The sequence below is a fragment of the Azoarcus sp. Soil_N_20 genome (assembly GCF_057656155.1).
Genome location: NZ_JBDGKX010000013.1, coordinates 41,148 through 62,083 on the forward strand (window position 1 = coordinate 41,148; position 20,936 = coordinate 62,083).

Consider the following 20,936-nt stretch of genomic DNA (forward strand, 5'->3'; position numbering starts at 1 on the left):
GGGGATGAGCGAATCCTAGTCGATGATTCGTTAATGGTCAATACGTTCGTTACTGATTAATTTTATCCCCGCCGACCCGCGGTGGATGCTTGCGTCGCCTGATGTCACCGTCTTTACTACCTATAGGTAATCACACCCCGATGCCTGCGCCGATCACCCCGAAGCGCGCCGCCGGGGCGGCGTCGCTCCCGATGCGCCCCGCTCGACGGAGAGAAGCAGCCATGGCCGAGTTCTGCACCGTCTATCTGTCGTCCAGCTACTCCGACCTGAAGGCCCACCGCGAGGCGGTCTACAAGGCCCTCAACGAACTCACCGGGGTCAAGGTGATCGCGATGGAGGACTACGTCGCCCGCGACGACCGGCCGCTCGCGGCCTGCCTCAAGGACGTCCAGGCCTGCGACATCTACGTGGGACTGTTCGCATGGCGCTATGGCTTCGTCCCGCCGCTCGCCGAGAATCCTGCGCAGCGCTCGATCACCGAGCTCGAACTGGCCGCGGCGGAAGGCAAGCCGCGCCTGCTCTTCCTGCTCAAGGCCGATGCGCCGTGGTCGCCGCCGCTGATGGATTCGGTCACCGGCGAGAACGAACGCGGTGCGCGCATCGCCGCGCTGCGCAAACGCCTGCTCGACGACCGCCTGGCAACCGAATTCTCCGACCCGGTCGCCCTTGCCAAGAGCGTCGCCAACGCGGTGAGCAACCACCTGCGTGCGCCGGTCGAGCGCATCGTTCCGCAGCGCCTGCAGCGCGAAGTGACGCACGCGCTGTATCTCGCCCACCATCCGGCCGACGCCGAACTTGCCGCAACCCTCGCGCGCGAACTCGCGCTCGGCCTGGAGCGTCCGGTGCGGCTGTCGGCCGAGGCACTGTTCGCCCGCGACGAACGCACGGTGGGCGCACGCGAGGAATACGTGATCGCCTGCCATGCCGCCGCCGCCCTGGTCACGCCCCAGTCGCTGCCCGCGATGCTTGCCGACGACGCCGAAACCACCCTTGCGCTCGCGGTCATGCGCGGACGTACCGGCGCGCTGGCGCTATTGCTGGCCGGCGTCGCCGACAACCAGGTCCCCGCGCACTGGCGCGCGGACGCGCGCGTCGTGCTGCCGGCAAACCCGGCCGGCGCCGATCCGGCACCACTCGCCGCCGCCCGCGCCTGGCTCGCCGTACGGCAGCCGCCGGCCGGCTGTCGCAGCGTCGGCATCCCGATCTGCGCGGTGGCGATGACCAGTGCCGAACTGGCCGAACTCGAAACCAATCCGGCCCTGCTCGAGCGCCTGAGCGCCGGCGACCAGCAACAGTACGTTGCCCTCAAACAGGCGCTGGAGCACGATGCCATCGACTGGCAGCACCGCTACGGGCCGTCGCGCCGGAGTTGGCGGCCGTTCCGTGCCGACGGCTGCAGCGTGGGCAAGATCGCCGAGGACATCGCCGACGAACTCGGCCGCCGTGGCGCGATCCGCCAGCGCCAGTGCCATGTCCGCCTGCAGTGGTATCCGTTCGACGCGCTGACCGGCGACGACGTGCGCCTGCGCCCGGTCTATCGCGCGATGGCGCGGGCGGGGTGCATCGTGCTGGTCGACGAGATCTCGCTGTTCCACCCGCGGCTGCGCGAGACCTTCCAGAACTCGCCGTTCTTCAACAACGACCAGGTCGCGATCGTCACCATCTCGCCCTTCGACCCCGGGCGCGAGCGCATCGAGGCGCTGCTCGAAGACGTGGCGCGTCGCCGGCTCGCCGGTGCCTTCGATCGCTACGCGGTCGAGTACGACCCGCAGTGCGAACTCGCGGTCGGCGACGAGCGCCGCCTCAAGCGCTGGCTGCATGCGAGCCTGCCGGCCACGCTCGCGCGCCTGCAGACGCCGCAACCCGACCGCGGCGCACTCGGCGCACTCGCGGCCGAACTCGGTGAGCCGGCGCTCCCGCCCAAGCGCGACTATCCGTGGGGTGGCGGGGGCCGCACATGATCTGCACCTTCTATTCGTACAAGGGCGGAGTCGGGCGTTCGATGGCGCTCGCCAACGTCGGCGACGTGCTGTCGCGACGCGGCCTGAAGGTGCTGATGATCGACTTCGATCTCGAGGCGCCCGGGCTCGAACAATTCTTCTACCGCGGCGACGAGCGCGAACTGCGCGATGCGATCCGCGCCCGTACCGGCCTGCTCGATCTGTTGCTCGCCTACAAGGAATCGATGTCGGTCGCCGGCGGTGGCGACAGCTTCCGCGACATCGAGCGCTACATCGCGACCGTGTTCGGCCATCGGCCCGGCGGCGGCCGGCTCGACCTGATGCCCGCCGGCCAGCGCCTGAGCCCGGCGCAGATGTCGCACTACGCGCTCGCGCTGCGCAGCTTCGACTGGCAGGACTTCTACTTCAACTGGGAGGGCGACCTGTTCTTCGAATGGCTGCGCCGTTCGCTGGTGCCCGACCGTTACGATCTGGTGCTGATCGACAGCCGCACCGGGGTCACCGAGATGGGCGGCATCTGCGGCTACCAGCTCGCCGACGTGATCGTGATGATGTGCGGCGCCAACCACCAGAACGTCGATGGCACCTGGAGCATGCTGCAGGACTTCCGCTCGCAGCCGGTCGAGGACCTGCGCCGCGGCCGGCCGGTGGAGATCGTGGTCGTGCCGGCGCGGCTCGAACAGCGCACGCCGCTGCTCACCGAAGCCTTCCACGAGCGCTTCGACGAGCGCTTCGCGGCCTTGCGACCGACCCGTCTGGCCGAAGTCGGCCTATCGTTCCGCGACCTGACGATTCCTTACGATCCGCAATTCGCGTTCGAGGAGCGTGTCGCCCGCAGCGCCGCGGAGAAAGCCGCGAAGGAACACCTGGCGCAGGTGTTCGGCACCCTCGCAGACGTCATCACGATGCTCGCGCCGGCCACCTCGCCTGCCGACGGACCGCTCGCCCGCCACAGCCGCGAGGTGGCCACCCGTCTGCGCGCGTCGACGAGCGACGCTGCGGTCCCGCCGGCCCCAGCCGCCCCCAGTGCGCCGGGCGCCGCGCAGTACGACGAAACCAAGCGCTTCGCCGAGTTCGACCTGCTGATCAGCTTCGCCCAGCGCGAGCGCGCAGCCGCCGTCGCCCTGCAGGCCGCCCTCGCGGCGCAAGGCCTGCGCGTCCAGCTCGAAGCGGCGGCACTGGCGGTCGGCGAGGACTGGCAGCTGCGGATGCAGGACACCCTCGCCCATGCGCGCGCGCTTGCGGTCTGCATCGGCGCCGAACCCTGTCCCGACACCCAGCACTGGCTGATGTCGCAGGCCCGGCGCGCGAACGACGCGGGGCGTGCGATGACGGTGGCAGTGGCGCTGATGCCCGGACACCAGGCGGACCAGCCCACCGATCCGGCGCTGCAGCGCCTGCCGCTGATCGACCTGCGCGGCGGCGCCGACCCCGCGGCGCTGTCGCCGCTGCTGCGTCTGCTGCAGCCGGACGCACTGGCCGCGAAGGCCCCGCCCGGGGCCTCGGCAGTCGAACTGGAACAGCGCTGCCCGTGGCCCGGGCCGATCCCCTACGGCGAGCACCAGGCCGACCTTTTCTTTGGCCGTGGCGAGGAAGTGCACGCACTGCGCGATGCGCTCGATTCGGCCGCCATCGTCGTGCTCACCGGGCCCTCGGCCTGCGGCAAGAGTTCGCTCGCCAGCGCCGGGCTGTGGCCGGCGCTGCGCCGCGCCCATCCGGACTGGCGCCTCGTCCACGCGGACGGACTGGCTCGGGTTGCCGATGCGCTGGCACACGCCGACCACGCCGCCACGGCGACCAGCGCCGACGGTGAGCGCGGACCGCTACTCGTCCTCGTCGACCCCGTGCGCCTTGCCGGCAGCGGCGCGGCGTCCGCCGGCGACGGCACCCTCGCGTCGGCACTTGCCGCGCTCGCTGCCGTGGCCGAACGCGGCGGGCGCGTCGTGCTGTGCCTGCGCAGCGATCGGCACGCGGCATGGACCGCAGCAAGCGCGAACACCCCACTCGCCAACGCCAGCCGGATCACCCTCCGTGCCCCCGGCGCGGGCGCCTTACGCGAACTCGTCGAGCGCCCCGCCGATGCCGCCGGGATCGCGTTCGAACCGGGGCTGGTCGACCGCATCCTCAACCGTGCCGCCGGCGAACCGGGCGCCCTGCCCTTCCTGCAACGCACGCTGGTGCGACTGTGGGAGCAACGGCGCAACGGCTGGCTGACCAACGCCGCCTACGATGCCTTCGGCGGCCTGCGCGCGGTCGTGACCGAGATCGCCGAACGCCATTTCGAGGCGCTCGCGCCGGACGATCGCGACGAGGCGCGCCGCCTGCTGCTGCGCCTGGTGCAGATCGCGCCCGGCAGCACCCGTTCCACCGCGCAGCGCGTGGCGCCGGAGACGATCGGCGCCGCAGGATCGCACGCCCGCCGCGTGCTCGACGGCCTGATCGACGCCGGCCTGCTCGTCAGCGATGCGGACGCCGGGGGCGCCACCGTCGAACTCGGCCACGAGGCGCTCGCCCGTGAATGGCCCCGTCTGCTGGTGTGGCTCGAACAGGAACGCGACTTTCTCGCCTGGCGCACCCGCCTGGTGTCCGGACTGGAAGCTTGGCTGCGCGCCGGACGCAATCCGGAGCAGTTGCTGCGCGGCCCGACCCTGGACGAGGCCGAGCGCATGAGCATCGGCCGCGAAGCCGACCTGCGCGACGAAGAACGCGAGTTCGTCGGCGAAAGCCGGGCCCTGCGCGAAGCCGCGCAGCTCGACGCCGAACGGCGGCGCCGGCGCAGGCTCACCTTGCTCGGCGGCGTCGCCACGGTGTTCCTCGTGGTCGCCGCGGTCGCTGCCTTCGGCTGGCTGCAGGCCTTTCGCCAACAGACCGAACTGCAACTCAAGTCAGAAGCGCTCACCGCCCAACTCGAGGAACTGGAGCGCAGCTCGGCCAGCGTCGAGGCCGAGCGGACGGAAAACGCGGGACGGCTCGCCGAACTCGAGACGACATTGAAGGAACTGCTGCAGACCGCCCGCCAGGCCAGCGACGAGCGCGACCGCGCCCAGGCCACCGTGGCCGAACTCGAACGCGCCGTCGAGCAGGCGCGCCAGGTCGCGGTCGAACAGAGCGCGTCTTCGACCCGGCAGATCGAAGAGAACACGCGCCAGCAGGTCATCCTGCGCAACGTGCTGAAGAACGCGCCGCCACCGGTCATGAAGAAGTGACGCGGCCGCGATCGCTCTAGGTTCGCTGAGGCACCGAATCCGTCAACGGATAGTCGGCGGATTCCACCCCCGGCTTGATGGAGACCGCGTCATTCGCCTTTCGCTCCGCCCATTGCGCGTTGTACTGCAGGATGGCCGGATTCGGCTTGGAAGCGGTAACCAGTCGATGACGATTGATGCGATCGGCCGCCTGGACGATGGAATGGGCGCTTGACTCCGCTCCGGCAGAAGGCGTTTCTTGCTTCCGGATAAGGTGGCCACGCCTGAAAGCTGACACCATTCGACTCGGCATCCGATCTCCACAGGCTTGGTCAAGGCAGATTTTGTCGCTGGAAATGGCGCATTGCGCCGTTGCGCGTTCAAGTTCTCCGGCCACCGAATCCATGAATTTGCCATATGTTGGATATCGACCAGAGCGGACAACGAGTCCGTGCTAGCCTAGGATATAAAGGCACATTCCAGTTCTTCGGCATATGATGAAATCCTGTGTACTATCGGGAAAAACTCGGATGGGCATCGCCGCCATGCGACTACGGTTCATGCACCAACACGGTGATCGACGGTCGCGTGGCGGCTGTGTTCGACAGCCCTGTCAAGTAACGGAAGGGGAAACTACGGGGACGAGGTGGGTGTCATCCGTTGATCGAGGGGGCGTGATGAGCGACGACTGCAATGCCGGAGACATGGACGAATTGCGCCGCCAGGCCGAGGCAAGCAATGACGATCAACCGTCGCGGGAGGCTGCGATGATCGAGTCCGACTCGAAGAGGCTGCTCCAGGAGTTGCAGATCCATCAGATCGAGCTCAAGACCCAGAACGAGGAACTGCGCCGGGCGCAGATGGAACTGGAGGCTTCGCGGCTCCTGTATTTCGAGCTCTACGACCTGGCACCGGTCGGTTACTGCACGCTCAATGAGGAAGGGCTGATCATGCACGCCAACCTCACTGCGGCCACTTTGCTCGGCCTGGTTCGGGATGAACTGGTCAGGCAGCCGATTCGCCGCTTCATTGTCCAGGAGGAACGCGACCTGTTCCACCGCCACCTCCACCAGCTCTTTGCGGCCGGCGAACTGGATAGCTGCGATCTGCGCATGCTGAAGAAGGACGGGACGACGGTGTGGGTACGCCTGCGCTCGATCAGTGCGCAGGACGCCGACGGCATGCCCGTGTGTCGCACGACCCTGACCGATATCACCGAAAGCAAGCGTGCGGAACAGGCCCTGAATGAGCAGAAGGACTTCTTTCACCAGATCGCGGAAAATCTTTCCGACTTCATCGCCGTGGTCGATCAGGACGGGCGGCGAATCTACAACAGTCCCTCGTACCGGCAGTTTTTCGGTGCGACATCCGACTTGCGCAACACCGATTCCTTCGCCGAAATTCACCCCGACGATCGGGAGCGGGTCAAACAGGTCTTCCGGGAAACCGTGCAAACCGGTCGGGGCCACCAGATCGAATATCGCTTCCAGATGCCCGACGGCAGCATCCGCGACATGGAATCGCGCGGCAGTGTGCTCAAGGACAGGGACGGGCGGGTGGAGCACGTGCTCGTCGTCTCCCGCGACATCACCGAGCGCAAGCGGCTGCTGGAGCAGGTGCACCAGATGGCGTTCAACGACGTGCTCACCGGGCTCCCCAACCGTCGTTTGTTCACCGACCGTTTGCGTCAGGCGATGGCGGCAGGTACGCGCAGCGGCCGTTATGGCGCGCTGATGTTCCTCGATCTCGACAACTTCAAGCCCCTCAACGATGCCTATGGGCACGATGTCGGCGATCTGCTGCTGATCGAGGCAGCCGATCGGCTGAAGCATTGCGTGCGCGAGATGGACACCGTGGCGCGTTTCGGCGGGGACGAGTTTGTGGTGATGCTCGGCCAACTCGATGTGGATCAGGCGGAATCCGCCGCGGAAGCAAGGATCGTTGCCGAAAAACTGCGGGCTGCCCTGACCGAGCCGTATCTGCTGAACATTACCTCGGCGGTGGGCGCCGAAACCACAATCGAGCATCGTTGCCCGGCAAGCATCGGCGTGGCGCTGTTCAACGATCACGGCACGCGCCCGAGCGCCATCATCAAGCGCGCCGATTCGGCCATGTATCAGGCCAAGCAGGCCGGGGGCAATCAGGTCCGGTTTTGTGACGCACCGGTGACAGGTGGCGGCAGCGTTACGGTGGACCGCGGGGGGGCTTGAGCCGGCACGGGGGCGACGGCGTGGGAAAGTTTCGACTGGCGGTCGGGTTCTGAATCGTGGGCAGAACATCACCGTAAAAATCCGGGGCGCAATCCATTACCCCTAACCGACAAATGGGATCTTTCCCTGTCGCGTGATGCGACTAGAATTAACGGGTCGCTGCATGTCCGTTTTTTCGACCATCCGGAGGCCCCGATGATTCGAGCCCTAATCGTGACGCTGACCCTCGCTTCATACACGGTCGGGGCGCAAACCGCGCCGGTCGGCAACGTCAAGACCCTCACCGGCAGCGCGTCGGTCATGACGGATGGCACCACGGTCAGCGCGGTTCCGGGCACACCGATCTACCAGGGCAGCACACTGCGCACCGATGCGGACAGCAGTCTGGGCGTCACCTTCAACGATGAGACGCTGATGTCCTTCGGCCCCAACACGACCCTGGTGGTCGAGGCCTATCTCTATGCGCCCGTCGAGGGAAAATTCAAGCTCAGCACCCGATTGGCCAGGGGCAGCCTCAACTACGTGTCCGGCGTGATCTCAAAGCTGCAACCCGACGCGGTGAGCGTCCACACCCCCAACGGCATCATCGGCGTGCGGGGTACGCAGTTTCTGGTGCGAGTCGAAGAGTGACGATATCGCCCGGCCTCCCGAGCGCGCCGGGCCGCGGACGCGCGCCGGCACTGGTCCTCGCTGCGCTGCTGCTTGCCGGCTGCGCGCCGCGCTCTTACGTCGTGCTCATCCCCAGCCCGGACGGCTCCGTCGGCGAAGTCGTGGTCTCCGGCAAGGGCGGCGATCAGCTGCTGACCCGGGCCGGGCAAGCGGCGAACATCGACGGTTCGATGCGGGAGAAGCCGGTCGGGCAAGCGCAGATCGACAAGGATTTCGGCGCGGCGATTGCCGCGCGCCCGATGTTACCGGTGAGATTCCTGCTGTATTTCACCAGTGGCAAGGCCCTGAGCAGTGCGTCGCAGAAGCTGATCCCGGATATCGTGGACGAAGCCAACGCCCGGACCGTTGCCGATCTCTCGATCGTCGGCCATACCGACACGGTCTACACCACTGAATACAACGACATGCTGGCGCTGGCCCGCGCCCGGCACGTCGCAGACCTGCTCACGGAGAAGGGACTCAAGGCCAACTCGGTGTCGATTCAATCGCATGGCCAACGCAATCTGCTGGTACCGACACCGGACAACACCTACGAACCGCGCAACCGGCGCGTCGAGGTGTCGGTTCGATAGACGGGAGGAGGACGCTGCCGGTCAGCGCGCAAGGGTCCGTCGCCAGGTTCGGAGGCCCTCCTGTCACTTTCCTTCGAGAACGATGAGGTCGCCACCCCGCCCTTCGCTCAGGCGCCGGTGAAAGAGCAGCACCAGCGGATCGGAAGGATAGCGATCGTGAAGCGCCTGGAACGCCGTCCTGGCCTCGTCCACATCGCGACTCAGGCAGGCATGCGAGGCCAGATACTCCTTCAACGGCGCCCGTCCATTTTCCGTGCCGTGCGTTTCGGGCTCGAACACTTCCAGCGCCTCGGTCTTGCCCTGGACCAGCAGCCGCCCCACCGGCCGCGCCTTGCGCCCAGGGCAACCCGCCAGCGTTGCGGCCGACAGGCAGACCCGGGTGCCCAGATACTTGTTCGCCCCCTCCAGCCGCGACGCGGTGTTGACCGGATCGCCAAGCGCCCGGTAGTCGAAGATCGTGGAGCCGCCAAAGTTTCCGACGATCACACTGCCGGTGTGAACGCCGATTCGGGTGATGCCGAACGATCCACCCTGATCGTGGATGCGCCGTGAATAGGCCTGGGCGAAGGTGTCCATCTCGAGCGCGCACTTCACCGCTCTCTCGCAATGGTCGGCCTGCACGACCGGCGCCGAGAACATGATCACCACCGCGTCGCCGACGATGCGATCCAGCGTTCCCTCATGCCTGAAGGCGATCGCGATCAGCCCGTCGATGTACCCATTCAACATGCTGACCGCCGCATCCAGTTCGATTCTTTCCATCATGCCGGTGAAGTCGGCGAGGTCGGTAAAGACGAAGCTGCAATCGCGGCGCGCGCCGCCCAGGCCGAGTTCGCCCGGATGTTCCACCAGATAGTCGACCAGATTCGGCGACACATACCGCGAAAACGCCGACTTGATCCAGCGCTGCTCCGACTCGCTGTAGAAATGATGAATCAGGCTGGTGAGCATGAACGCCGCCGCGATCAGGACCATCGGCACAATGACATTGAGCAGCAGGCCATGGTCGGCGAAGGCAACCCAGCCGCCCCATGCCAGCGCGGCCAGCCCGATGGCGGTCAGTGCCGCCGCGATCAGGGCCTCCCCCCTCGCCGCCAACAGGCTCACGATCGCGATACACAGGGCCAGAACGATCGACTCAAGGGCCAGCGCCCATGAGGGCCGGCTCAAGGCACGCCCGGTCAGTATCTGCTCCAGGGCCTGCGCATGGACCTCGACACCGGGAATGGTTCTTCCCAGCGGGCTGAAGCGGAGATCCTTCAGGCCCTTGGCCGAGGCACCGACAAGAACGATGTTTCCGGCCAGCGTGGCGGCATCCACCTCACAGGTCAGGATGCGCCACGCCGGAATGTAGCGCTCGGGCACCGGCTCGGAATAGTGAATCCAGATTTCACCATTCGCCGTGGTCGGAACGCTGATCTGGCCGCTGCGAAAGGCCTCGAGGCCCACGCCTCGTTCGGCGGAGACGGTCAGCACATGGTTGATTTCATCCTGCCCGACACGCAGGACCTCGGCCACCAGTGTAGGGATGAGTTCGCCCCGCAGGCGCAGCACCAGCGGAAGGCGGCGCACCACGCCATCGCTGTCCGGCACGAAGGTGAGCGCTCCCCGACCGGCGGCGGCAGCCTCCAGGGCCGGCAAGGCACGGATCGCGGTGCTGAAGGAATGGAGGGTCGACACGTCCGTCCCGCCGAGCATGATGAACCGATAGGGTGGGTCGCCGCCCGGGCTCTCCGCTCCGCCCGCAGCCTGTGTATCCTCGAGCGCAAACCCCAGCACCACGCCCCCCGGCCTCAACTGCTCCGCCAGGACTTCATCATGCCTGGGCAGGGTCGAAAGGCGGTGCGCCAGGCCTTCGTCAAGCTGCCACAGTCTGGAAATCGACTCGGGCGAAGTACGGTCAGGTTCGGCGAATACGACGTCGAAGCCGATCGCCGCCGCGCCACCGTCGCGAAGCGTGTCGACCAGGCGCGCGATCTGTGTCCTCGGCCACGGCCACTGACCCAGCCGTTGCAGACTTTCATCATCGATATCGATGATCTTTACCGGGGCGTCGACATAGGCCCTTGGCTGCCAGCGCTGAAACAGGTCGAACTGCGCATTGCGCAGGAGCTGAAAGACGAATGGATCGGAAACCAGGAGGACCAATGCGATGGCCGCCAGAACACACGGCACGACAAGCCTGAAGACCACATTTTCCTGACGATTCCACATGGGGTGCCCCGCGCCGGGGGTGCCGGCGTCACTCACGCGATCAACGATCCGGGAAGTATCGCCGATCGACCGGGCGCTTGTCGTACCGTACTGCCTTGTAGCGCCCCGGGATCACCTGGACCAGGGCAGCGATCCGTGCGTCGATGCCCTAGCCGATCGTCTCGACGTTCGCCTCTCGCCCCGCCGCCGCCCAGGCCGGATCCGGCCGCCATGCACGTACCCAGGCAGGCAGGTCGGCGGCCTCCATCGGCCGGGCGATGCCATAGCCCTGACCGAGCGCGCACCCCATGCGGATCAGCGCGACCCCGTGCGCGACCGTCTCCACGCCCTCGGCGATGACGATGCGCTGGAACACTCGGGTCAGGCCGATCACCCCTTCGACGATGGCGCGGTCTTCCTGGTCGGTCAGCATGTCGCGCACGAATGACTGGTCGATCTTGAGCACCGACACGGGCAGACGTTTGAAATAGGTCAGCGAGGAATAGCCGGTTCCGAAGTCGTCGAGGGCGAAATGGACGCCGAACGCCCTGCACTCCTCGATGACCTGCGAGGCGCGCTCCATGTCCTCGAGGGCCGCGGTTTCGAGCACTTCGAGCTCCAGACGTTCGACCGGAACGTGCGGATGACGGGCCAGAATCTCCTTGAGCCGGCGGACGAAATCCGGTTGCTGCAGGTGGCGGGCGGCGATGTTTACGCTGACCGCGAGATCGAGGCCGTGCGCGCGCCAGCTGGCCATCTGCTCAAGCGCGGCATCGATCACCCATTCGCCGAGGCGAACGATGAGCTCATGGCCTTCGATCAGCGGCAGGAACTCCACCGGCGCAAGCAGACCGCGCTCGGGATGCTGCCAGCGCACCAGGGCTTCGGCGCCGACGACGCGGCCGGCGCGCATGTCGACCTTGGGCTGGTAGTGCAGCACCAGCTCCCGGGCGCTGATCGCCTGACCGATGCGCGACAGTTTTTCATGGCGGGCCTGGGCGCGCCGGTCGTTTTCGGCGTCGAAGATATGGTAGCGATTGCGCCCCGCCTGCTTGGCTTCGTACATGGCCTGGTCGGCGTGACGCAACAGCGTGTCCGGACTCGACTGGTCGTGCGGAAAGAGCGTGACCCCGATGCTCGCCGAGATCACCGCGGCCTGCCCACCCACCATGACCGGCTGCGCAATCGCGGCCAGCAGGCGTTCGAGTGCCTGCTCGCATTCATCGATGTGTTCGAGGCCGACCAGCAGCAGCGCGAACTCGTCGCCGCCGAGGCGGGCCACGGTGTCGCCGCCGCGCAGGACCGCTTTCAGACGCGCGGCCATTTCGACCAGCACCGAATCGCCCACGGCATGCCCATGCACGTCGTTGACCGGCTTGAAGCCGTCGAGGTCGAGATAGCACACCGCCATCAGGTGCCCGGCACGGCGCGTTTGCGCGATTGCCTGCTGCATGCGGTCGGCGAGCAGGACACGATTGGGAATGTCGGTCAGCGCGTCGTAGTGGGCGATGTGCTCGAGGCGTTCTTCGTATCGTTTGATATGGGTGATGTCGGTGAATACGCCGACATAGTGGGCGGGCTTGCCGTTGCTGTCGGGTACGGCCGAGATGGTGAGCAGCTCGGGATAGGCTTCACCGTTCTTGCGCCGGTTCCACACCTGGCCGCGCCAGTACCCGTGCTGACCGATGGCGGCCCACATGGCGGCAAAGAACTCGCGTTTGTGCTGCCCCGAACGGAGCATCCGCGGGGTCTGTCCGAGCAGCTCCTCGCGGCTGTAGCCGGTCATCTGGATCAGGGTCGGATTGACATCGACGATGCGCTCCTGCGCATCGGTGACGCAGATGCCTTCGTGCGCGTGCTCGAACACGTTCGCCGCAAGCCGGAGTCGTTCCCGCTCGCGCCGGAGTGCGCGCTCTGCGCGCCGGCAGTGGCGGATGGAGAACGCCAGGAGTCCGATCACCAGCGCCTGCAACGCCACGCCACCCCACAGGATCCTGCGCTGGCGGGCATGACTGGCGTTCAGCTCGCGGGTACGCCGGTCGACCAGTTCCTCGAGGCGTCCCTTGTAGTCGAGCAGCTCGCCCTCGGCCAGCGTCTTGCCGGAAACGTCGTGGATCACCGACAACAGGACATCCCGTCCGTCACTCAGCTGCACCGGCGACGAATACACCTCCACGGTACGGATGCGGCCATCGGCGGCATGATGCGGAAACACGAAGTAGTTACGGCTTTCGGCCAACGCCTGCGCGCGCTCGGCCGCCACCTCGTCCGGGTCGAGGGCGTTGAAGTCCTGGATCCTCATCGCCTTCAGGTCTGCGATCGAATGGCCATAGAAGGTGGCAGCCGCGGCGTTCGCGTCCACGATGGCACCACCCTGCGGCTCGATGAACAACATGATCGCCCCATGCCCGCGAAAGCTCGTCGACAACAGGGAGTCGCTTCCGCCTGCGCCGGCGGGCGATGCCAGCAGGGTGAGCACAAGGGTGACGACGGCGAACAGCGCAGTGGCGCCCGGGAGGCGGAAGGCAAAAGACATAGGCGTGGAAGGCAAACGCGACGGCAGTGCGATATATTCGTCGGACATCGGAGAGAGCGATGCCGAAAAATACCACAAAAGTAGTAGCTATCCGGTGCCTCGCCCCGGTCCGGTGCAGCCTCCGCGCAACACGGGCCTGGGCCGACGACGCGCGACCACGCGAGACGGCCCCCGCTGCGGCACGGGCGACGCTCAGCTCGCGGGCGGGGGCGCCTCCGACGGGGGCAGTTGCGGGTAGCGCACGTAGTCCACGAGCTCCTGGATTTCCTTCGGCGGCGGCGGCGTCAGCAGGCTGATCACGACGATCGTGACGAAGCCCAGCGGCACGCCGAACACCCCAGCCGAGATCGGATTGATCTCGAACCAGCTGTTGATCATCGAACCACCGAAGAACGGGTGGGTGCGCACCACGTAGTACAGCGTCACACCGAGCCCGAACAGCATGCCGGCCACCGCACCGGCACGGTTTGCGCGCTTCCAGAAAATGCCCAGAACCAGTGCAGGGAAGAATGCCGCAGCACCGATCGAGAATGCGAGCCCGACCATGAACAGGATGTTGTCCGGCCGCATCGAGGCGACCCATGCCGCCACCACCGCCACCACCAGCAACTGCGATTTGGAGATCACCAGCCGACGATGGGTGGACGCCTGGGGATTGATCACCTTGTAGTAGAGGTCATGCGACAGCGCGTTGGAGATGGTGAGCAGCAGTCCGTCAGCTGTGGACAGCGCGGCTGCCAGCCCACCCGCGGCGACCAGACCGGACACGACATAGGGCAGACCGGCGATCTCCGGGGTGGCGAGCATGATCACGTCGGTGTTCATGGTCAGCTCGGCCAGTTGCAGGATGCCGTCGCCGTTGATGTCCTCGATCCGCACCATGCCCACCTTGCCCCACGATGTCACCCAGTCGGGCAGGATCGACAAACTCGATCCGATCACGCTGTTGTACACCTCCCACTTGGCGAACACCGCATAGGCCGGCGCAGTGACATAGAGCAGGAAGATGAAGAACAGCGACCAGAACACCGAGCGTCGCGCCTCGACCACGCCGGGCGTGGTGTAGTAGCGCATCAGGATGTGGGGCAAGGCTGCCGTGCCCACCATCAGCACGAACACGAGCGCGAGAAAATTGTTGCGCGCCACCGCCCGCTGCTCTGGCGTGTCCCCCGGATGCGCCTCGGCGTGCCGTGGCGGCGGCCGCGCGCGCTCCAGTGCCTCGGCCCGCGCCTTTGCCCAGACGAGCTTGGCGTCCTCGGGCGAACGCGGGAGATCCCGCAGCGCACGTTCGGTCTGCGCGATCTCGCGCGCCGACGCATTGTTCACGCGCATGTCGTTGAGCCGTTCGATCAGCGAGCGACGCTCGGCCTCGAGCGAGCCCGGCAGATCGGCAATCTTGCCGGCGTAGTCCTGCGCCCGATAGCGGAACTGGTTGCGCGCATCGATCTCGGCCGGCGCATGCAGCAATTCTTCCTCACGCTCGGTGAGCTGGTTCAGCACGGTGCCGTACATCACCTGCGGAATGGGGATGCCGGTGAGCTTGTACGAAAGGATGACCACCGGTACCAGGTAGGCGATGATCAGGATCAGGTACTGCGCCACCTGAGTCCAGGTCACCGCCCGCATGCCCCCCAGAAAGGAGCACACCAGGATGCCGGCGAGCCCGATGAACAGGCCGATCTCGAACTCGACGCTGACGAACCGGCTGGTGACCAGCCCTACCCCGTAGATCTGCGCCACCAGATAGACGAAGCTGGCGAGTATGGTGGCGCCGAGACCGACCAGACGGGCGACGTTGCCCTGGTAGCGCGCACCGAGAAAATCGGGGATGGTGTATTGGCCGAACTTGCGCAGATAGGGGGCAAGCAGCAGCGCGACCAGCACGAAGCCGCCCGTCCATCCGGTGACGAAGGCCAGCCCTTCGAACCCGGAGAAATACAGCGTACCGGCAAGGCCGATGAAGGACGCGGCGCTCATCCAGTCGGCCGCGGTGGCCATGCCGTTGAACACCGCCGGCACGCGCCGCCCGGCGACGTAGTACTCGGACACGTCCGAGGTCCGGCTCATGACCCCGATGCTGGCGTAGATGGCGATGGTGACGAACAGGAAGATGTGGCCGATCACGTGATTCGACAGGCCAAGCTGTTCGCCGATGGCGAGCGCGATGACGAACAGCAGGAAGGTGCCGGTGTACCAGCCGTAATAGCGGCGCAGCCGACGGGAGAACGCCTTCAAGCCCGTTCTCCGCACATCCGCACGCGCGCCCCGACCGGCCGCATCAGTACTTGATCCGCGAGTAGTAGCTCTTCTCGGCCGCCTCACGTGCTTCGCGCAAGGTGTGGATTCCCATTTCCGCGAGCAGCGGCACGAGCTTGAGAAAGACCTCCGCGGTCACGATCGCATCACCGAGTGCGGTGTGCCGACCGACGATGGTCAACCCGAGCCGATCGGCGATCGCTTCCAGACGATGGGACTCCTGGTTGGGATGGATCACGGCGGACAGCAGCAGCGTATCGAGCACCGGCTGATCGAAGCGCAAGCCGGTGGCCTGCTCCTTGAGCTGCAGAAAACGCATGTCGAACGCGGCGTTGTGGGCGATCAGCACGGTATCGGCGGCAAAGGCATGAAAGGCGGGCAGCACGAGGTCGATGGTCGGCTGGCCGCGCAGCATTTCCGCGGTGATGCCGTGGATCTTGGCCGACTCGGGCGACAGCGGGCGGCAGGGATCGACGAGTTGCTCGAACGACTCGTTGCGCAACAGCTTGCCGTTGAGCACCCGGGTGGCGCCGATCTGGATGATCTCGTCGCCTTCCGACGGATTGAGGCCGGTGGTTTCGGTATCGAAAACCGTGAAGGTCAGCTCGGACAGCCGGCGATCGTCCAGCGCATGGGACTTCTCCGACCATTTGAACAGGTCGAAGTCGTAGTACTCGGGACGGCTCTCGCCGCGCAGGTAGGTCTCGGCCTCGACCTGCTCCTGCGGCAGCGCGGCCGGGATCAGGATGCGGAAGAACGCGCGATGTTTGACCTTCTCGCGTTCAAGCCACATCTCGCCGTCGTGTCGATCGATGACGTCGCGCACGGTCAGCGGACTGCTCTCGCCGTCGAAGTGCATCGGCTCGAGTTCCCAGTTCATCACCGTCTCCGTGCTCATGGCCTGGCCCGACCAGATCAGGTCGAGATGAACCAGACGCCCGGCACCGGTCAGCCGGAAGCGGATCTCGCGAATCTCGAACTCATCGGACAGGCGGCTGACGAGGTAGGTCACGGCCTGCATCAGCGAAAAGCTGTCGATCTTGACCCACAGCGTTTCGTCGACTTCTTCCAGCTTGGTGGGCAACTTGACCCGGCTCTCGACCTGCCGCTGCAAGGCCGCAATGAAGTCGGCGCCGAGCATCTCCTCGAGCGGCCAGCGCGCTTTCAGGGCGTCGGCGAATTCGTTCGCAGTCTGGTCGAGACGGCGGCTCATCGCCTGGACCTCGTCGCGGATGACGGTGCGGAAGCGCTCGCGCAACTCGTCCTGCAGGTCCGGGTATTCGAGCATTTCGGCCGCGGCGCGCACGTTTGCCAGCGCAGCGCGATTGCCCTCGGTCAGGGTATGGAGCATCTGGTCGCGACGCGACTCGTTCTCGAAGGTGCGGGTGATGTTGTCCAGCATCAGGATGAAGCCGGTCATGCTGCGCTCGCCCCCTTCTGCCACCTCGCCTGCCCCGCCGGACAGCACCGGGGCCATCTGCACCCGCAGCAGCTGGCCGGCACGGGTGGTGGTGACGAAGTTCGCCACCGGCTGCGCGCCTTCGCGGCCCAGACGCTGGTGGATGGTTTCGAGGGCGTGACTCACCAGGTTGCGCTCGAACACGCCGTAGATCGAGCGCCCCAGGCCGATCAGCTCGCCGCCGCCGGCAATGCCAGGTGCATCGGACATGGCGCGAAACTGGAGCTTTGCCCGGCTGTTGTAGAGCAGGATGCGGCCCTCCAGATTGCACACCACCACGCTCTGGGTGAGCTCGGCCATCAGCGCGGCGAGGCGGTTCTTTTCCTGCTCGACCGACTCCTTGGCCCTGGCGATCTGGGCCTCGACGTCGTTCATCATGCCGTCGCGCTGCTGCGCGAGTTCATTGACGGCCTCGGCCAGCGCCATGACTTCGGGTGGCCCCGCAGGCGCGACCCGAAAACCGAAATTTGCCCCCAGCATCAGGCGCAGGTTCTCGGCCATGCGCAACAAACCCTGCACGTACTGCCGGAACAGCGTGCGCAGGACACCGATCCCCATGGCGAACCCGATCACCGTCAGCAGCGTGCCGAGCGGCAGATGCGGCGTGATCACCTGAATCAGCAGATCGCGATCGGCGCCCCGGGTTCCGGCCCATACCAGCACGGCGGTCAGCACGAATGGTCCGGTCATCAGCAGGCCGAGCACGATGACGGCCAGCCCGAAACGGATACGTGCGGGCATCGTTCAGCCCTCCAGCATGCTGCGGACCCGTTCCACCAGCTCCTTGGTCGAGAAAGGCTTGGTCATGTAGCCATCGGCACCGAGCGCCAGCCCCTTGGTCACCTCGGTATCGCGCCCCTTGGCGGTCAGCATCAGGATACGGATCGACTGCAGCGCCGGGTCGGCCTTCACTTCCTGACAGACTTCGAAGCCGCTCTTCTTCGGCATCATCACGTCGAGCAGGACGAGATCCGGGCGGTCGGCGCGGATCCGGGTCACCGCCTCGTCCCCGTCGGTGGCGATCGTGACCTCGTATCCCTCGCGCTTCATCAGGAACTCGAGCGAGATGACGATATTGGGCTCATCGTCCGCAATCAGAATTTTTTTTGCCATGCACTCCCTCTCCTCGATCGTTATTTTATGTCATTCGCCGTTCAAGCCGTCGGTCGCGGCAATACAAACGAAAAAGTGGCGCCCTTGTCGGTTGTCGCGCTCACCCACAGACGTCCACCAAAATGCTCCACGATCTGCTTGCTGATCGGCAGGCCCAGGCCTGTGCCCTGCGGCCGTGCCCGCTCTCCTCCCCCCTGACGGAACTTCTCGAAAATCACCGGCGCCAGTTCGGGTGGTATCCCGATGCCGTTGTCGCTGACGTCGACGCGGATTTCGTCATCGTCGAAACCCAGTGCCACCCTGATTCTGCCGGCGTTCACCGGGACGAACTTTGCCGCGTTGGACAGCAGGTTGATCATCACCTGCAGCAGCCGATCGTGATCGGCCCGCAACACCGGCACGTGCTCGGCAAGCGCGGTCTCGACCACGGCCCCCTTGTCCCTGAACAACTGGGCGGTGGCATCGACCGCGTGCTCGACCAGCTCGTGCATGTCCACATCCGAATTGTGCCACTCGGCGTGACCCGATTCGATCTTGGCCAGGTCGAGCACCTGATTGACCAGGCGGGTAAGGCGTTCGGTTTCCGACACGATGATGCCGAGGAAGCGTTTCCGGTTGGTGAGATCGGTCTTGGGATCCTCGAGCATCATCTCGGACAGGGCCCTGATCGAGGTCAAGGGGGTGCGCAGTTCGTGCGTGACCGAGGACATGAAATCGTCCTTGAGCCGATCGTATTCCTTGAGTTGCTCGTTGGCAGTGCGCAGTTCCCGGGTTGCCGCCTCCAGCGCCTGCGACTTCTCTTCGAGCTGATGCGAGTAGGCCCGTACTTGCGACGCCTCGTCGAGGATATTCATCACCTCGTCCACCCCCAGCGGCTCTTCCTGAACCACGGTCGATACCATGACCCGCGCCGAGGCGCTGCCGATCGTCCCCGCCAGCAGGGTTTCGGCAAAGTTGACCAGCTCGGGGTCGGCCTTGAGCTGATCCGGCGAGCTCAGCCCATGGGTGAGCGCGTAGCCGGCGAAGGCATCATGGGTGCGGCGCTGTCCGAGAAAACGGGCGACCAGCGGAATCAGCTCGCGGACCTCGGCACCCGTTCGCCAGAAGCCGGCCGGGGTCGCGAGCCCGCGGCGCAATACATCCACGAACAAGGTTGCCTGGCTCGCCTCCGCACCGGTCGGCGAACGCAGCAATGACACCCCGACAAAGCAGCCGACATTCGCGAACAGGCTCCAGAACAGCGCATGGCTGAGGCTGTCGAGCGAGGTCGGTCCGAACAGTTGCTCCGGCCGCAACCAGTCGATACCGAACGGCCCCGCCGTCAGCAGGCTCATGTCGAGCCAGCCCGACTTGGCAAACGACGGCAGCATCAGGGTATAGCCCCACACCACAAAGCCCGCGATCAGCCCCGCGAGGGCACCGTCCCGGGTGCCGCCGCGCCAGTACATGCCCCCGAGCATCGCCGGGGCAAACTGCGCAACCGCGGCGAAACTGATGAGGCCGATGCTCACCAGTGCGTAGGCTTCGCCGGCGAGGCGGAAATAGAGATAGCCCAGCAGCAGGACCATGACGATCGCCCCCCGCCGGATCGCCAGCAACAAGCCGGTCAGATCGCGGCCCTCGTCGCGGGCGACCCCTGTCCGGTGCAGCAGCAGGGGCATCACCAGATCGTTGCACACCATGGTCGACAGCGCGATCGTCTCCACGATCACCATGCCGGTTGCGGCCGACAGGCCGCCGATGAATACCAGCAGCGCCAGTCCGGTCTGGCCGTGGACCAGCGGCAAGGTCAGGACGAAGGTGTCCGGATCGAGCGTCCCCTGGCCGAAGTGGAGCAGACCGCCGAGCGCGATCGGCAGCACGAAGATGTTGATTGCCAGCAGGTAGGCCGGGAACATCCAGCTCGCCCGACGCAGATGTTGCTCGTTCACGTTCTCGACCACCGCGATCTGGAACTGCCGCGGCAGGAAGATGATCGACAGCATCGCCAGCAGCATCAGCGAAAACCAGCCGCCATAGCCGGCCTGGCCGGCGCCATCGAAACTCAGCAGCGCGACGAGATCGGGATGCGCGAGCGTCCGTGCATAGATGTCGCCGATGCCGTCGTACAGCACATAGGTGACATAGACCCCGACCGCGAGAAAGGCGAACAGCTTGATCACCGATTCGAACGCAATCGCAGCCACCATGCCCTCGTGCCGCTCGGTGGTGTCGAGATGGCGGGTGCCGAACAGGATGGTGAATGCCGCCAGGGTCAGGGCGATATAGAGCGTGCTGTCCTGCAGCCAGCCGCCGAGATGCAGCGGCCGGAAGTTGGCGTCGTGATCGCCGGTGAGCAGCGCATAGCCGCTCGAGATCGCCTTCAGTTGCAGCGCGATGTAGGGCACCGTGCCGACCACCGCGATGATCGTGACCAGTCCGCCCAGCAAATGGCTCTTGCCGTAGCGCGATGCGACGAAATCGGCGATCGAGGTGATGCGATGGGTCTTGGCGATGCGGATCATCTTCAGCACCACCAGCCACGACAGTGCCAGGCCCAGCGTGGGCCCGAGGTAGATCGGCAGGAACCAGATACCGCCCGACGCGGCGCGCCCGACGCTGCCGAAGTAGGTCCACGCGGTGCAGTACACCGCCAGCGAAAACGAATAGACCCAGGGGTTGGCAATGATCGAACGCCCCTGGTCGGCCCGCCGATCGCCGAAATAGGCCACCGCAAACAGGAGCAGCAGATAGGCGAAGGAAGCGCCAATGATGACCCCGCCCGATAGCATCAGTGCGCTCC

General features: G+C 65.9%; 12 protein-coding genes. 5 read left to right on the plus strand and 7 right to left on the minus strand.

What is annotated here, in order from left to right:
• The first annotated feature begins 221 nt into the window (after positions 1-221).
• The gene (locus AC3A35_RS21500; RefSeq protein ID WP_487438400.1) at positions 222-1,961 is read left to right on the plus strand and encodes a DUF4062 domain-containing protein; all 1,740 of its coding nucleotides are present in this window, start codon (positions 222-224) and stop codon (positions 1,959-1,961) included.
• Positions 1,958-5,167, plus strand: a complete 3,210-nt coding sequence (locus AC3A35_RS21505) for an nSTAND1 domain-containing NTPase (protein ID WP_487438401.1) — start codon at positions 1,958-1,960, stop codon at positions 5,165-5,167. Before AC3A35_RS21500 ends, AC3A35_RS21505 begins: the two co-directional genes overlap by 4 nt.
• A 16-nt stretch (positions 5,168-5,183) precedes the next feature.
• Here the strand turns inward: AC3A35_RS21505 and AC3A35_RS21510 are convergent, their stop codons facing one another.
• Positions 5,184-5,552: a hypothetical protein gene (locus tag AC3A35_RS21510; protein ID WP_487438402.1), complete on the minus strand. Its 369-nt coding sequence runs from the start codon at positions 5,550-5,552 to the stop codon at positions 5,184-5,186.
• A 271-nt stretch (positions 5,553-5,823) separates the two neighbouring features.
• Between AC3A35_RS21510 and AC3A35_RS21515 the strand changes: the two genes are divergently transcribed.
• The 3 genes from AC3A35_RS21515 (at position 5,824) to AC3A35_RS21525 (ending at position 8,597) form a co-directional block, all read left to right on the plus strand.
• A complete protein-coding gene (locus tag AC3A35_RS21515; RefSeq protein ID WP_487438403.1) occupies positions 5,824-7,356 on the plus strand; it encodes a diguanylate cyclase domain-containing protein in 1,533 nt (510 codons plus the stop codon).
• Between the two features lie 195 nt (positions 7,357-7,551).
• Positions 7,552-7,986 carry a FecR family protein gene (locus AC3A35_RS21520; protein WP_487438404.1) on the plus strand — a complete coding sequence of 145 codons (435 nt, stop codon included), beginning with the start codon at positions 7,552-7,554 and terminating at the stop codon, positions 7,984-7,986.
• Positions 7,983-8,597: an OmpA family protein gene (locus AC3A35_RS21525; protein ID WP_487438405.1), complete on the plus strand. Its 615-nt coding sequence runs from the start codon at positions 7,983-7,985 to the stop codon at positions 8,595-8,597. Before AC3A35_RS21520 ends, AC3A35_RS21525 begins: the two co-directional genes overlap by 4 nt.
• A gap of 63 nt (positions 8,598-8,660) precedes the next feature.
• Here AC3A35_RS21525 and AC3A35_RS21530 read toward each other — a convergent pair whose 3' ends face one another.
• From AC3A35_RS21530 to AC3A35_RS21555, 6 genes are all read right to left on the minus strand, one after another.
• Entirely contained in the window at positions 8,661-10,811 is a 2,151-nt protein-coding gene (locus AC3A35_RS21530) for a CHASE2 domain-containing protein (RefSeq protein ID WP_487438407.1), read from the minus strand.
• Positions 10,812-10,959: 148 nt separating this feature from the next.
• On the minus strand, positions 10,960-13,374 hold the full coding sequence (locus tag AC3A35_RS21535) for a putative bifunctional diguanylate cyclase/phosphodiesterase (RefSeq protein WP_487438408.1): 2,415 nt from the start codon (positions 13,372-13,374) through the stop codon (positions 10,960-10,962).
• 144 nt (positions 13,375-13,518) lie between these two features.
• Positions 13,519-15,561, minus strand: a complete 2,043-nt coding sequence (locus AC3A35_RS21540) for a sodium:solute symporter family protein (protein WP_487438409.1) — start codon at positions 15,559-15,561, stop codon at positions 13,519-13,521.
• A 43-nt stretch (positions 15,562-15,604) separates the two neighbouring features.
• A complete protein-coding gene (locus AC3A35_RS21545; protein ID WP_487438410.1) occupies positions 15,605-17,782 on the minus strand; it encodes a 3'-5' exonuclease in 2,178 nt (725 codons plus the stop codon).
• A gap of 3 nt (positions 17,783-17,785) precedes the next feature.
• Entirely contained in the window at positions 17,786-18,154 is a 369-nt protein-coding gene (locus AC3A35_RS21550) for a response regulator transcription factor (protein WP_487438411.1), read from the minus strand.
• Between the two features lie 41 nt (positions 18,155-18,195).
• Positions 18,196-20,925 (minus strand): ATP-binding protein, encoded by a 2,730-nt coding sequence (locus tag AC3A35_RS21555; RefSeq protein WP_487438412.1) that lies wholly within the window; start codon positions 20,923-20,925, stop codon positions 18,196-18,198.
• Between the last annotated feature and the right edge of the window lie 11 nt (positions 20,926-20,936).

What these genes read in the sequence shown, in the direction of transcription:
- AC3A35_RS21500 (WP_487438400.1), top strand. Translation starts at nt 222, where the DNA reads ATGGCCGAGTTCTGCACCGTCTATCTGTCGTCCAGCTACTCCGACCTG.
- AC3A35_RS21550 (WP_487438411.1), bottom strand. Translation starts at nt 18,154, where the DNA reads ATGGCAAAAAAAATTCTGATTGCGGACGATGAGCCCAATATCGTCATC.
- AC3A35_RS21505 (WP_487438401.1), top strand. Translation starts at nt 1,958, where the DNA reads ATGATCTGCACCTTCTATTCGTACAAGGGCGGAGTCGGGCGTTCGATG.
- AC3A35_RS21515 (WP_487438403.1), top strand. Translation starts at nt 5,824, where the DNA reads ATGAGCGACGACTGCAATGCCGGAGACATGGACGAATTGCGCCGCCAG.
- AC3A35_RS21545 (WP_487438410.1), bottom strand. Translation starts at nt 17,782, where the DNA reads ATGCCCGCACGTATCCGTTTCGGGCTGGCCGTCATCGTGCTCGGCCTG.
- AC3A35_RS21535 (WP_487438408.1), bottom strand. Translation starts at nt 13,374, where the DNA reads ATGTCCGACGAATATATCGCACTGCCGTCGCGTTTGCCTTCCACGCCT.
- AC3A35_RS21520 (WP_487438404.1), top strand. Translation starts at nt 7,552, where the DNA reads ATGATTCGAGCCCTAATCGTGACGCTGACCCTCGCTTCATACACGGTC.
- AC3A35_RS21555 (WP_487438412.1), bottom strand. Translation starts at nt 20,925, where the DNA reads ATGCTATCGGGCGGGGTCATCATTGGCGCTTCCTTCGCCTATCTGCTG.
- AC3A35_RS21530 (WP_487438407.1), bottom strand. Translation starts at nt 10,811, where the DNA reads ATGTGGAATCGTCAGGAAAATGTGGTCTTCAGGCTTGTCGTGCCGTGT.
- AC3A35_RS21510 (WP_487438402.1), bottom strand. Translation starts at nt 5,552, where the DNA reads ATGGATTCGGTGGCCGGAGAACTTGAACGCGCAACGGCGCAATGCGCC.